Here is a 13,186-nt window from a genome sequence, read left to right as displayed (position 1 = left end):
GGCCAGCCGCCGACGGTTCCCACTGTCGCAAGGCGACAGATGCTAAGCCTTGCCCGCGTTCTCTGCTTCTTTTTTCAAGTCCAGATTGTTTCTCACCCACTTTGTCATTGCCGCGTAGCCGCCCTTATAGCCATTAGCGGTGACGTAATCATGAATGGATTTCAGCGAGTAGCCCGACGCATGCAGCGTCACCATGTCAGCGCTCAATCGGGCTAGAACGGACGATTGATCGGGCTTGCGCGTTTGCATAAATTCTTCGATAGAAATTGTCTGTTTTGTGGCTTCGGTCATGGTTCAAGCTCTATTGATTCAGTGACATAAATATACCTTAAACAACCCAAAGAAACCAGAAAGATACTTACAAGGCAAGATCGTCACTATGAATCAACGAATCAACCGCAACCGCTTGAATGGGAGTTTGGCGGAGTCCAATACAACCAAAATTACACCGATTTCGCGTTCATTCAACCTGAAAACTACTATATTCGCTTTCGGTGGAAGCCAAACGATAAAAATGGAATTGTTCCCACTCAGGCGAAAGAGGACAATTCGCAATGAGTGGAAGATGCTGGAATTCCAGCGGAACAGAACGGAATTAAGTGGAACTAAAAACAACCCATAAACAACCACTATTCAACCTTTGCTGCGCTGATTCAACCACAACCGCGATAATTCGCCTGTATTCGCTTACGATGGAATCCGATGGAAGCAAATGGACAAAGGGCCCGAATCTGTGGTGTGGTACAGAAAGGCACTATGGGTATGTTTACACTTCGGCTACGCCTCGTGAAAATACCAGTGCCAAAGGGATGCCCTTTGAAACCCGAAAAGCACAAAGTCTGACGACTTTGCCAAGGCTCCACCTTGGAAACGGGGCGGATTTGACTACGCCAAATTTGAGTAAAAACGCATGGCCATAAAGAAAACAGAAGCGGGCTGGCTTGCCGATGTGCAGCCGGGGGGTAGAGGTTCCAAGCGGTACAGAAAGACATTCCGAACACAGGCCGAAGCCAAGGTTTGGGAAACGTGGGTAAAGGCCGAGACGAACAGCAATGCAGCATGGGCACCGGAGAAGCGCGACACGCGCAAGCTGCTTGCCCTGGCTGAACTTTGGTACGACAACCACGGCAAAGAGCTACGGGCGGCAGAGGACACCTACAAACGTATCAAGGCGGTCATTGAAGCGATGGGCAACCCCATAGCCAGCGCCTTTACCGTGGCCACGTTCACCAAGTACCGGGCGGCACGACTTGAGGAAGGCATCACACTGAACACCGTCAACCGTGAACACGCCTATCTTCGGGCCATGTTCAATGAGTTGATACGGCTGGGCTACTGGAAGAAAGACAACCCACTGAAAGACCTACGACAGTTTCAGGTTCAGGAAAACGAACTGTCGTACCTGAACAGCGAACAGATACCGGTGCTGCTGGAACAATTGCGGGCGTCGTCAAACGTGCATGTGTACCTGGTGGCGAAAATTTGCCTGTCTACTGGCGCTCGATGGAGTGAAGGCGAGGGGCTGACCCTTACGCAAGTGCGCGACGGCCTGATTCAGTTTGCCCGCACCAAATCAGGCAAGACCCGCGCCGTACCGATCACTGACAGTCTGGATAAGGCGATTCGCGCCCACCGTAAGACCCACAAGCGGGGCAATGTCCTGTTTGACTCTTGCACCGGGGCCTTCAAGGAAGCGATAGAACGGGCAAAGATTGAGCTACCGGCAGGGCAGCTAACCCACGTGCTGCGCCATACGTTCGCCAGCCACTTCATGATAAACGGCGGCAACATCTTGACATTGCAGCGGATACTTGGACACCAAGACCTGAAAACGACAATGCGATACGCGCACCTTGCGCCGAGCCACTTAGAAGCGGCCAAAACACTGAACCCGATTTCTGCGTTGACACTTGGTTGACAGAAGGCCCTAAAAAGCAAAACGCCAACCCGGTTAAAGGCTGGCGTAAGTGCTTGATACTACTTATGAATTCTTGGTGGCGCATCCCTGATTCGAACAGGGGACCTGCGGATTATGATTCCGTCGCTCTAACCGGCTGAGCTAATGCGCCAAAGAGCGAAACTATACCATAATTTTTTTCGCTTGTTTTCCCGCCACACGGCCCCACATGGGCTTAATGACTACGATACCTTTTTCCATACTTGATCTATCCCCGATCAACGAGGGCAGCGCTGCCGCCGAGTCCTTCCGCCACACGCTGGATATAGCCCAGCATGGTGAACGTTGGGGTTACAACCGCTATTGGATGGCCGAGCACCACGGCATGCCTGGCATCGCCAGCGCGGCTACGTCGGTGTTGATTGGTCACGTGGCGGCGGGAACGTCGACCATTCGGGTGGGGGCGGGCGGCATCATGTTGCCCAACCATTCGCCGCTTGTCATCGCCGAGCAGTTCGGCACGCTCGAGTCGCTGTTCCCGGGCCGGATCGACCTGGGTTTGGGGCGGGCTCCGGGTTCCGACCAGACGACAGCACGGGCGCTGCGTCGCAATCTAAACGCCAGCGCCGACGAGTTTCCGCAAGATGTGCTCGAGCTGCTTGATTATTTTTCTGATGAGCCGCGCCAGCCGGTTCGGGCCGTGCCAGGCAAGGGGCTGAATGTGCCGGTGTGGATATTGGGGTCCAGCTTGTTCGGCGCCCAGCTTGCTGCCGCACTGGGCTTGCCGTATTCATTCGCGTCGCATTTTGCGCCTCAGCAATTGATGCAGGCGATACAGGTGTACCGCAGTACGTTCCAGCCGTCGCAGTATCTGGAGAAGCCCTACGTGATGCTGGGGTTCAACGTGTTTGCGGCGGATGACGAAGACGAGGCGCATTACTTGGCGTCATCGTGGCAACAGTCGTTTGTAAGCCTGCGCAGCGGGCGGCCGATACGTTTGCCGCCGCCGGTACGCGGGTATTTGGACAGTATCGGGCCACAAGCGCAGCATCTGTTGGACCATGTATTGTCGTGTGCGGCGGTGGGCAACCCTGAGAAGGTGGCAAGACAGTTGAAGGCATTTATCGACAAGACGGGCGCCGACGAATTGATGATCACTTCAAATATGTTTGATCACAAGGCGCGACTGCGCTCTTACGAGATTACGGCGCAAGTGCGCGAAGCATTGTAGGCAAAGCCGGAAGGTTTTTCGATGCTTGCCTGTCGGCTGCTCGAGCTGCCGGCAGGTTTACGACGCAGGCAAGGCTGAGGCGGGCAGGCCGAAGATTTTGTCGAACGTCAGGTTGAACACAAACGTGTACACCAAGAAAAAGACGATGAAGCCCAGATCGAGTACAAACGCCTGCCACAGCGTTACCTGGAGCCACCATGCAAACAGGGGCACCAGCAGGATCACCAGGCCCATCTCGAACCCAATGGCGTGGGCAACGCGGCGTAACAAGCTTCGGCCGCGCACCTTTTGGCGTGCTTCCCATCGTTCGAAAAGCGTGTTGTAGATAAGATTCCACACGACCGCGATAACTGATGCGGTAACAGCGGCAACGCTTGCGCGGCCCAGTTCCTGCTCTGTGAATGTAGCCAGCGCGATGCTGGTGATACCTATTGCGATCAGTTCGTAAAACGAAACGTAGACGACTTTACGCTTGATGCCCTGCACAGTGCTTCTTCCCTTTGTGACGGCCATGCATGAGGTTAAGGCCGTACTGGCAAAGCCACAATCTTATACAAGTTTCGAGGCATTTGCCCGGTGGTACGAGATGGGGAAGGGGGGGCTCGAGGACTTGAGTTGAGGCGACTCGAATTGAAAGGCCCCGCCTTCTGGCGGGGCCTTACTGCCTAGTTGGGCAGAGACACTTACGTTCACGTAGTGTAGATGGACTGCCATGGAGGCAGTGGTCTGCCTGTTAAGCAGTGATTTCAGGTTAATTTATCCGTTTGACTCATAGAACTAGGGAAACTACCCATAATTGTTAAGGGAAGTGTAGTTCGCAAGACAGCGCCGGCCTTCGGGGGACGACTCATCTAAAGGTTAAAGGATGTTTGCACAGCTCAGGCCGCCGCAGAGGGATCGGCTGAAGCCACGGCGGTATCCGATCCAGCGGCCGCAGGGGAAGTGGTCTCGCCGTGCGCGGGGCCGGCATGGCCCGAGAGCGCGGCGCTCAGGCTGTACAACGGTGCGAACGAGTCGGGCTGGGCCATCGGCCATGTGACACGGAAAATGGTCTGGGTGTATTTGCCGTCGATCAGCTCGCCCTTGCGCATGTCGGGAAATAACGCCGACAGGACGCTGACGCGGCTTGCGGAAATCCGCCGCACGATGTGATGAGGGCGCAAGTTGCCCGGATGTTCGACGCCTGCGGCGGCAAGTAGCTCGGCCAATGCTTTCAGGGTGTTGCCGTGGTAATTTGCGACGCGCTGGGCTTTATCGCCCACCACCAGCCCTTTTTGCCGGCCGGGGTCTTGAGTGGTGACACCAGTGGGGCATTTGTCGGTGTGGCAGGCCTGGGCCTGAATGCAGCCCACGGCAAACATAAATCCGCGTGCGCTGTTGCACCAGTCGGCGCCCAGCGCCATGGCGCGCGCCATGTCGAAGGCGCTGATGATTTTGCCCGATGCGCCCAGCTTGATCTGTTCACGCAGGCCGATGCCCACCAGGGTATTGTGCACCAGGCGCAGCGCTTCGCGCAGCGGGGTTCCCACATGGTTGACGAATTCGATGGGCGCGGCGCCTGTGCCGCCCTCGGCGCCATCGACCACGATGAAATCCGGCGCGATGCCGGTTTTGAGCATTGCCTTGGCGATGGCAAACCACTCCCAGGGGTGGCCTATGCATAGCTTGAAGCCCACAGGCTTCCCGCCCGACAGCTCGCGCAATTTTTGCACGAACTGCAGTAGTTCGACCGGCGTGTCAAAGGCGCTGTGGCGCGCCGGGGAATCACACTCGCGCCATACAGGGATGCCACGCGCCTCTGCGATCTCGGGGGTGACCTTGCTGGCAGGCAGGATTCCGCCGTGCCCCGGCTTGGCCCCTTGCGACAGCTTGATCTCGATCATCTTGACATTGGGATGCGTGGCTCGCTGAGTAAAAAGCTCTTCGGAGAAACGGCCCTTCTCGTCGCGACAGCCGAAATAGCCCGACCCGATGTTCCAAATGAGGTCGCCGCCATGTATCTCGTGATATTGGCTGATGCCGCCCTCGCCGGAATCATGGGCGAAGTTGCCCAGGGCGGCCCCTTTGTTCATGGCCATGACGGCATTGGCCGACAGCGCGCCGAAACTCATGGCGGATATATTGAAAACGGAAAGCGAATAAGGCTGCGTGCAGTCGGGCCCGCCGACGGTGACACGAAAGTCGCTGTCTTTGGGTTTGGTGGGGCTCATGGAGTGGTTGATCCACTCGTAGCCATCGCTGTAGACATTTTCCTGAGTGCCGAAGGGGCGCTTGTCGAGGGTTTGTTTTGCTCGCTGGTAGACCAGCGAACGGTCCGAGCGCGAGAACGGCAGTTCGGCGGCGTCTTCCTCAAGAAAATATTGCCGTATTTCGGGCCGGATGAACTCAAACAGGTAACGCAAGTTCCCAATGACCGGGTAGTTGCGCCGTATGGTGTGTCGGGTTTGGGTAAGGTCGCGCACACCCAGTGCAATAAGCGCCACAAATACCAGGGCGGGGATCAGCCACCACGCGTTTACGGCAAGTACCAGGACCAGACAGGCAATGGCTGCGAGAATGACCAGGTAAAAAGCAGCATGGCGCGATACAAAGAACACCGTCTATTCCTTCGTTCATTTTATGGTTTTACAACCATACCAGAACCCGGATTCCGTATGTAGATGGAAACGAAGGAAGTTGTGGCGTTATGCCGCTCAGGACTTGGATTTATGCTCGGGCTTGCCCTTGCGCTTGGTCGAGGCCAAGTCATCCAGCTCTTTTTTGTCCATCGACTCGTACATGGATTTTGATGCGCCCTTCAGGTCGCCGACCTTGGTTTCGCCGCGCTTGGCCGACAGCGCGGCGCCGGCGGCTTTTTGCTGAGCTTTCGATTTTGCGGGCATTTGAATTCTCCGTTGGGTTTCAGTATTCCCCATGCAGCAATCAGCGTGCCGAATCGTACTTGATCGGAATCTTCAGGTAGTGGTCTCCATTGCTTTCGGGCCGGGGCCAACGGCCGCCGCGTATATTGACCTGAATTGAAGGCAGCAGCAGCGCCGGCGCCGCAAGCGTGGCGTCCCGTTGTGTGCGCATGTGCACGAATTCGTCTTCAGTAACGCCATCTCGCACGTGCACATTGCCGCGTCGCTGGGCGTCGACGGTGGTTTCCCAAGCGTAATAGTCGCGGCCATCGGCTTTGTAGTCGTGGCAGACGAAAATGCGCGTGTCGGGTGGCAGGTCGAGCAGGCGCCGTATGGACGCATACAAGGTGCGGGCGCTGCCGCCAGGGAAGTCTGCACGAGCGGTGCCGTAATCGGGCATGAAAAGCGTGTCTCCCACAAAAAGGGCGTCGCCGATCCGGTACGATATGCAGGCGGGCGTGTGGCCCGGGGTGTGCAGTACCCGGGCTTGCAGTTCGCCGATGGAAAAGGTGTCGCCGTCGCTAAACAGGACGTCGAACTCGCTGCCTTTCTCGGAAACGTCCGTCAGGTTGAACACCGGCTTGAACATGGTCTGAACCTGGCAGATATGCTCGCCGATGCAAATGGGGGCGCCCGTGCGCTCTTTCAGGAACGGTGCGGCGCTAAGATGGTCGGCATGGGCATGGGTCTCGAGGATGCGGACGATTTCAACGCCGGCCGCTCGGGCGGCATCCAGCATAAGTTCGGCCGATGCCGTAGACGCCTTGCCTTGGGCATGGTCGTAATCCAGGACGGGGTCTATGAATACCCCTTTCCGTGTAATCGGATCGGCCACCATATAGCTGATCGTGTTGGTTGCTGGGTCGAAAAAAGCCTGTACCTCGGCTTGGTTTGTCATGTGTATCTCCCGCGACGTACATCTGTATGATTTCAGATTATTGGAGATATGCTAACAGTTGGCCCAGCAAGATGCGGGCCGTCGGCCAAGTAGGAGAAACCTTGGATCAATCGATCGTAGTCGTCGTGGGAAGTTGGGCGCAACTGGGCCGAAGCGCCCAGGCCATCCGGCACCAGGTCTTCGTCGAAGAGCAAAATGTGCCGATCGAACTGGAACTCGACGAGCACGACGCCGGCGCCGCACATGCGGTGGCCTTGAAAGGGGAAGTCGCCGTTGGAACGGGTCGGCTGCTGCCGGACGCCCATATCGGCCGCATGGCAGTGTTGAAATCGCATCGTGGCACGGGCGTAGGCGCCATGTTGTTGTCGGCGTTGGTTGACGAGGCCGGCCGCCGGGGTTGTTCCAGCGTGGTTTTGGCTGCTCAATGCCACGCGCAGGGCTTTTACCTGGCACAGGGTTTTGCGCCCGAGGGAGCAGAATTCATGGATGCCGGCATTTTGCACATTCAGATGCGCAAAAAATTGTGTTGAGGCGATGAATGGTTATCCGAGGCTCGCGGGGTAGAGCCAAAAGAAAAAGCCCCGTAATCACTCAATTACGGGGCTTTTTCAGGAATAGGGGTGGTGCCCAGAAGAGGACTCGAACCTCCACACCTTGCGGCACATGGACCTGAACCATGCGCGTCTACCAATTCCGCCATCTGGGCTTAACAAGAATATGCTACTGTTTGGACTTGATTGCAGCGGCTAGCCACCGCAACATCAACCTTACCTTTAGCTTACCTTGTAGATTACTGCTGGTATTTACTGCTGAGGTACTACTGAATTTACTACGATCTTGCTTTTGTGGCCCTGAAAACCTCAGGTGGCTGTAAAAGCGAAGAGTCGTAGTATAACCTATTTTTTTTCAAACGGAAATTTTCTTTGGCCAAGCGAACAAGAAACGAAAACGACAGTCAGAGCCCCAAACACGCTCATTCGCTGCCGCCCGATTTTGACCCCGAAGTGCCCAGCCGCGAGGCTGTCCTGGAATTGTTGCGTGCCACCGGCCGGGCATACGACGTGCCTGCTTTAGCACAGGCAATGGGGGCGAAACATCCCTTATCCATTGGATTCGATCGGCGCCTGAAGGCAATGGCGCGCGACGGGCAGATTATTTACAACGAACAGGGGCAAATTTTGGCGGCACCGAAGGTGGATTTCATCGCCGGGCGGGTACAAGGGCACCGTGATGGCTTTGGCTTTTTGTTGCGCGAGGATGGCGGGCCCGATCTTTTCCTGGCGCCGCGTGAAATGCTTAAGGTGCTGCATGGCGACCGTGTCCTGGCCAAGCCTGACGGCGAATATCGCGGCAAGCCCGAAGCGACCATCGTCGAAGTAGTCGAGCGGCGCACCGACAGGCTGGTGGGGCGATTTCTACGCGAACCGGGCATCAGCATCGTGGTGCCCGAAGACCAGCGCATCAAGCATGACATTCTCATCCCGTCAGGCGACACTGCGGGTGCAGAGCATGGCCAGGTGGTCACGGTGCAGATAATGCAGCAGCCCACTCGCCACACCCAGCCGCTGGGCCGGGTTATTGAAGTGTTGGGCGAAATCGATGACCCCGGCATGGAAATCGAAATCGCCGTGCGCAAATTCGACGTGCCTGTCGATTTTTCCAAATCCGCCATGACCCAAGCCGGCAAGCTGCCCAGCGTCGTCCAGCCAGGCGAGCTCAAGGGCAGGGTCGATCTGCGCGATCTTCCATTCATCACCATCGACGGTGAAGACGCCCGCGACTTTGACGATGCGGTCTTTTGCATGCCGGTGGATATCGGCACTGAAAAGCGCAAGCGGCCGGCCTGGCGCCTGCTGGTTGCCATCGCCGATGTCAGTCACTACGTTACGGCCGGCTCGGCGCTGGACGAGGACGCCTTCGAACGTGGCACCAGCGTGTACTTTCCACGCCGGGTCATCCCGATGCTGCCCGAGTCGTTGTCCAATGGTTTGTGCTCGCTGAATCCGGGCGTAGACCGGCTGGTGCTGGTGTGCGACATGGTCATTCCGGCAAATGGGGTCAAAGCGGGAACCGTGTCGGCCTACCAGTTCTACAACGCCGTCATCCACTCGCATGCACGCACAACCTACACCGACGTGTGGGCCGCGATCCAGCAGCCCAACGGCCCGGCCGCGCAAAACATGCAGGCCGTGATGCCGCACGTACTCGATCTGTACGAGCTGTATCAGTTGCTGTCCGAGTCGCGCGCCAAGCGTGGCGCCATGGAATTTGAAACGATCGAGACCAAGATCATTTGCAATCCGTTGGGCCGCATCGAGCGCATCATTCCATACGAGCGCAATGACGCCCATCGCGTCATCGAAGAATGCATGCTGGCGGCCAATACCTGCGCGGCCGACTTCACCAAGCGCAACAAGCGCATCAGTTTGTATCGCGTGCACGAAGGGCCGACGCCCGAAAAGCTGAAGGCGCTGCGCGACTACTTGCGCAACATCGGCCTCACGCTCGATGGCGGCGACGAGCCCACCACGCACGATTACGCGCGTCTTTTGCTGGCCGCTCGTGGCAGGCCCGACTACGAAGTGTTGCAGACCATGTGCTTGCGCTCTTTGCAGCAGGCCATCTACAGCCCCGAAGAGTCCGGCCATTTCGGCCTGGCTTACCAGCACTACGCTCACTTCACTTCGCCCATCCGGCGGTATCCCGATCTGCTGACGCATCGCGTGATCAAGTCCATATTGCGCAAAGACCGCTATGTTCCAAATATCGAAGATGTCAATGCAGCGGCCGACCTTACGCCGGGCGAGCGCCATCACGCCATCTGGGAAAAACTCGGCCTTCTGCTCTCTGCGCGCGAGCGCCGCGCCGACGACGCCTCGCGCGATGTCGAGGCCTGGCTGAAATGCTGGTTCGTCAAGGAACACGTTGGCGAGGTTTTCAGTGGCCGCGTCACAGGCGTGGCCCCCTTTGGCCTGTTCATCACGCTGGATACGCTGTTCGTCGAAGGCATGGTGCATGTTTCCGAGCTGGGCTCCGATTATTTCCAGTACAACGAGAGCATGCACGAGCTGCGTGGTGAGCGTACCGGCATGCGCTACCGCTTGACCGACGCTGTGCAGGTTCAGGTGGCGCGAGTCGACCTGGAAGCGCGCCGTATCGAGTTCCGACTAGTCAAGGACACCACCTTCAAAGAATTGAAGAAGGCCGCCGTCGAACCGTCCGACCCGCCTGCTCGTCGCATCAAGAAGGCGGCATCGGCCAAACCCGCCGAGCTGAAGGGCACCACGGCAGCCGAGCGCCGGGCCGCCGAGAAACGCGCGGCCAAGGCAGCGAATAAAGCCGGTACCAAACCATCGTCTTCCAAGGCCGGCAAGACGGCTCCGCGCAAGCGGCGCTAAGGCGCAACGGACCGTTGCAAGCGGGGGAGTAAAATCGCCGTAACACTTCCCCGCAATTCCCTTAAGGAACCCCATGTCGTCCCATCAGGTCCTGGCCGGCTTTCATGCCGTCACTGCGCGGCTGCGTCATGCCCCGGCCACTATCCGCCAACTTTATGTTGAGGCTTCCCGGCGTGACAAGCGCATGCAGGGTTTGATCGAGCAGGCAAGGTCGGCCGACGTGCGCGTGCATCCGGTTGCGCCAGACCAGCTCGATGGCCTGGCGCGCGGCACACGGCATCAAGGCGTGGTCGCCCTGGCCGACGCCAATACCCTGGCAACCGATATTGACGAGGTGCTGGACGAGCTTGAAGAGAAGGGCGAGGTTCCCTTTTTACTGCTGCTGGACGGCGTCACCGACCCTCACAATCTGGGTGCTTGCCTGCGAACGGCCGATGCCGCCGGCGTGCACGCCGTGCTGGCGCCGCGTGACCGGGCCGTCGGCTTGGGCGCCACCGTACACCGCGTGGCTTGCGGCGCTGCCGACACGGTGCCTTATATCATGGTCACGAATCTTGCGCGCACGATGCGGCAACTCAAACAACGCGGCCTGTGGCTGGTGGGCACCGACGATCAGGCCGAGGGCGGCATTCACGGCATCGACGCGCGCCGGCCCATGGCCTGGGTAATGGGGGCCGAAGGCGAGGGCATGCGGCGCCTTACACGCGAAACCTGTGACGAGCTGGTGACCATTCCGATGTTGGGGGCTGTCGAAAGCCTGAACGTCAGCGTGGCCAGCGCCATTTGCCTGTATGAAACTGTGCGCCAGCGCACCTCAGCCAATTAACGAACAACTTACGAACACGCAACGCCATGTCCAACAACGGATTCACCACAACTCTGGTTCATTCCGACCGCCGCTCCACCATCGAGCACGGCGCCATCCACAAGCCCCTGCATCCCTCCAGCGAATACGCTTTTGACGATTCGCGCGAGCTTGCCGCGGTTTTCCAAGGCAAAGCGGGCTTTACCTATGCCAGGCAGGGCACGCCCACTACCCAGGCACTGGAAAAGAAAATCACGCAGATGGAAGGCGGCACCAACACAGTTACCTTCGCCACGGGCATGGCGGCGCTCAATGCCACTTTCTTTACTTTGTTGCGTGCCGGCGACCACATCATTTCCAGCCAATATATTTTCGGCAATACCAATAGCCTGCTCAACACATTGGCGGGCCTGGGCGTTGAGGTGACGCTGGTGGATGCGACGGATGTCGCCAATGTGGCGGCCGCGCTCCGGCCTGAAACCCGTATGGTGTTTGTCGAGTCGATCGCCAATCCGGGCACCCAGGTGGCCGACATGAAGGCCATTGGCGACTGGTGCCATGACAACGCCTTGCTTTACGTGGTGGATGGCACCCTTAGCACGCCCTGGCTTTGCCGGGGCAAAGACGTTGGCGCCGGTCTGGTGATCAACTCCATGTCCAAGTACATAGGCGGGCACGGTCACGCATTGGGCGGCGCGGTTACCGATACGGGTCTTTACAACTGGTCGGACTACCCCAATATCGCCGACGATTATCGCAATGGGTCTACCCAGGGATGGGGCTTGACGCAGATCAAGAAGAAGGGGCTGCGCGACATGGGCGCCACCCTGTCGGCCGACTCGGCGCATCGTATTTCGGTAGGTTCCGAAACCTTGGCTTTGCGGATGGAAAGAAGCTGCGGCAATGCCCTGGCCCTGGCAAAGGCGCTCGATGCGCATCCCAAGGTGTCGCGGGTCAGATATCCCGGCTTGCCTTCTCACCCGCAGCACCAACGCGCGGGCGAGCTGTTCGGCGGACGGTACGGCGCACTGGTGGGCGTAGAACTGCTCGACGGCATAGACGTGTTCGAAACTCTTAATCGTCTACGCGTATTTGTGCTGGCGACCCATCTGGGCGACACGCGCACCTTGGTGTTGCCGGTGGCCCACACCATCTACTACGAAATGGGCCCAGAGCGGCGCGCCTTGATGGGCATTGCCGACAGCATGCTGCGCATCTCGGTCGGTATCGAAGACGTACAGGACCTGATCGACGATTTCCTGCAGGCGCTCGATTCCTGATCTTCGAAAAAGGGTGGGGCGCATCGCCGGCCGGCGCCTTTTTTGGCGTCCAATGTCTACCCAGCCGGCGCATATTTCGTTAACACATCTTTTGAAAAAGTCAGTAATCCTGCGGGTCCCGAGCGCTTTTCCCCTTGACACGCATTTATTTCGAAGGCTTAATACGCGTTAGCCGGTAGGCAGCGTCTTTATTGACATTCCCGCCAGTCAACTGTGGTACATGCACTTGAACGTGTTGTGGTTTTTAATCAATAATGCTGGTGCTCGTGCCTAGTGCGCCCGCACTGGTCATAATAATTTTCAGGGGTATATTTAATGAACAAAACTGAGCTCATCGAACACATCTCCACCAAGGCCGACCTGTCCAAGGCCGACGCCGGTCGCGCCCTCGAGGCCTTCATTGGCGCTGTCAAGACCACCCTGAAGAAAAAGGGCTCGGTCACGCTGGTAGGTTTCGGCACTTTCGCCGTGTCCGAGCGCGCTGCTCGCACTGGTCGCAACCCGCGCACCGGCGAGGCCATCAAAATCAAGAAGGCCCGCGTGCCCAAGTTCCGCCCGGGCAAGGCTCTTAAAGACGCTGTCAACTAAGCGTTTTTTTGCTGCGTTTGCTTGCTAAAAAAGCTCGCGCTATAATGCCGACACTTTATTAGCAACAAGTGGCCCCCGGGAGACCCTCCCAACTAGTAGTGCAAGGGGTGCTTAGCTCAGTTGGTAGAGCGGCGCCCTTACAAGGCGTAGGTCACAGGTTCGACCCCTGTAGCACCCACCACCAAAAAG

The 13,186-nt window shown here is 57.9% G+C and carries 12 protein-coding genes and 3 tRNA genes; 8 read left to right on the top strand and 7 right to left on the bottom strand.

Annotated features, from left to right (window positions below; all coding sequences use genetic code 11):
* Nucleotides 1-42 precede the first annotated feature (42 nt).
* Nucleotides 43-291, bottom strand: a complete 249-nt coding sequence (locus ACIY1O_RS17005) for a hypothetical protein (RefSeq protein WP_157965015.1) — start codon at nucleotides 289-291, stop codon at nucleotides 43-45.
* A 619-nt stretch (nucleotides 292-910) separates the two neighbouring features.
* On the opposite strand from ACIY1O_RS17005, the gene ACIY1O_RS17000 reads away from it, so the two are divergent.
* Complete coding sequence (locus ACIY1O_RS17000; protein ID WP_042996924.1) at nucleotides 911-1,918, top strand: phage integrase; 1,008 nt, start codon at nucleotides 911-913, stop codon at nucleotides 1,916-1,918.
* A 74-nt stretch (nucleotides 1,919-1,992) separates the two neighbouring features.
* On the opposite strand, the gene ACIY1O_RS16995 is transcribed toward ACIY1O_RS17000, so the two are convergent.
* Nucleotides 1,993-2,069, bottom strand: a tRNA-Met gene (locus ACIY1O_RS16995).
* Nucleotides 2,070-2,135: 66 nt separating this feature from the next.
* Between ACIY1O_RS16995 and ACIY1O_RS16990 the strand changes: the two genes are divergently transcribed.
* A complete protein-coding gene (locus ACIY1O_RS16990; RefSeq protein ID WP_397476277.1) occupies nucleotides 2,136-3,128 on the top strand; it encodes an LLM class flavin-dependent oxidoreductase in 993 nt (330 codons plus the stop codon).
* Between the two features lie 57 nt (nucleotides 3,129-3,185).
* Here the strand turns inward: ACIY1O_RS16990 and ACIY1O_RS16985 are convergent, their stop codons facing one another.
* The 4 genes from ACIY1O_RS16985 to ACIY1O_RS16970 form a co-directional block, all read right to left on the bottom strand.
* Nucleotides 3,186-3,614: a PACE efflux transporter gene (locus ACIY1O_RS16985; RefSeq protein WP_397476278.1), complete on the bottom strand. Its 429-nt coding sequence runs from the start codon at nucleotides 3,612-3,614 to the stop codon at nucleotides 3,186-3,188.
* Nucleotides 3,615-4,006: 392 nt separating this feature from the next.
* Nucleotides 4,007-5,725 (bottom strand): FMN-binding glutamate synthase family protein, encoded by a 1,719-nt coding sequence (locus ACIY1O_RS16980; protein ID WP_397476276.1) that lies wholly within the window; start codon nucleotides 5,723-5,725, stop codon nucleotides 4,007-4,009.
* Nucleotides 5,726-5,821: 96 nt separating this feature from the next.
* The gene (locus ACIY1O_RS16975) at nucleotides 5,822-6,010 is read right to left on the bottom strand and encodes a DUF3008 family protein (protein WP_397476275.1); all 189 of its coding nucleotides are present in this window, start codon (nucleotides 6,008-6,010) and stop codon (nucleotides 5,822-5,824) included.
* A gap of 40 nt (nucleotides 6,011-6,050) precedes the next feature.
* A complete protein-coding gene (locus ACIY1O_RS16970) occupies nucleotides 6,051-6,926 on the bottom strand; it encodes an MBL fold metallo-hydrolase (protein WP_397476274.1) in 876 nt (291 codons plus the stop codon).
* 101 nt (nucleotides 6,927-7,027) lie between these two features.
* Between ACIY1O_RS16970 and ACIY1O_RS16965 the strand changes: the two genes are divergently transcribed.
* A complete protein-coding gene (locus ACIY1O_RS16965) occupies nucleotides 7,028-7,456 on the top strand; it encodes a GNAT family N-acetyltransferase (RefSeq protein ID WP_397476273.1) in 429 nt (142 codons plus the stop codon).
* A 91-nt stretch (nucleotides 7,457-7,547) separates the two neighbouring features.
* Here the strand turns inward: ACIY1O_RS16965 and ACIY1O_RS16960 are convergent.
* Nucleotides 7,548-7,632: transfer RNA gene (locus ACIY1O_RS16960), tRNA-Leu, on the bottom strand.
* Between the two features lie 217 nt (nucleotides 7,633-7,849).
* Between ACIY1O_RS16960 and rnr the strand changes: the two genes are divergently transcribed.
* From rnr to ACIY1O_RS16935, 5 genes are all read left to right on the top strand, one after another.
* Nucleotides 7,850-10,324, top strand: coding sequence for a ribonuclease R (gene rnr, locus ACIY1O_RS16955; protein WP_397476272.1), 2,475 nt, complete (start codon nucleotides 7,850-7,852; stop codon nucleotides 10,322-10,324).
* Nucleotides 10,325-10,397: 73 nt separating this feature from the next.
* Complete coding sequence (rlmB, locus tag ACIY1O_RS16950) at nucleotides 10,398-11,150, top strand: 23S rRNA (guanosine(2251)-2'-O)-methyltransferase RlmB (protein ID WP_397476271.1); 753 nt, start codon at nucleotides 10,398-10,400, stop codon at nucleotides 11,148-11,150.
* A gap of 26 nt (nucleotides 11,151-11,176) precedes the next feature.
* Entirely contained in the window at nucleotides 11,177-12,409 is a 1,233-nt protein-coding gene (locus ACIY1O_RS16945) for a cystathionine gamma-synthase family protein (RefSeq protein ID WP_397476270.1), read from the top strand.
* 315 nt (nucleotides 12,410-12,724) lie between these two features.
* Nucleotides 12,725-12,997 carry an HU family DNA-binding protein gene (locus tag ACIY1O_RS16940; protein WP_017523731.1) on the top strand — a complete coding sequence of 91 codons (273 nt, stop codon included), beginning with the start codon at nucleotides 12,725-12,727 and terminating at the stop codon, nucleotides 12,995-12,997.
* A gap of 105 nt (nucleotides 12,998-13,102) precedes the next feature.
* A tRNA-Val gene (locus ACIY1O_RS16935) sits at nucleotides 13,103-13,178 on the top strand.
* Nucleotides 13,179-13,186: the final 8 nt, after the last annotated feature.

Source organism: Pusillimonas sp. (assembly GCF_044464525.1).
GTDB lineage: Bacteria > Pseudomonadota > Gammaproteobacteria > Burkholderiales > Burkholderiaceae_B > Pusillimonas.
Note: the sequence above shows the minus strand (reverse complement) of the source record. Positions and strands in the feature narration are given on the sequence as shown.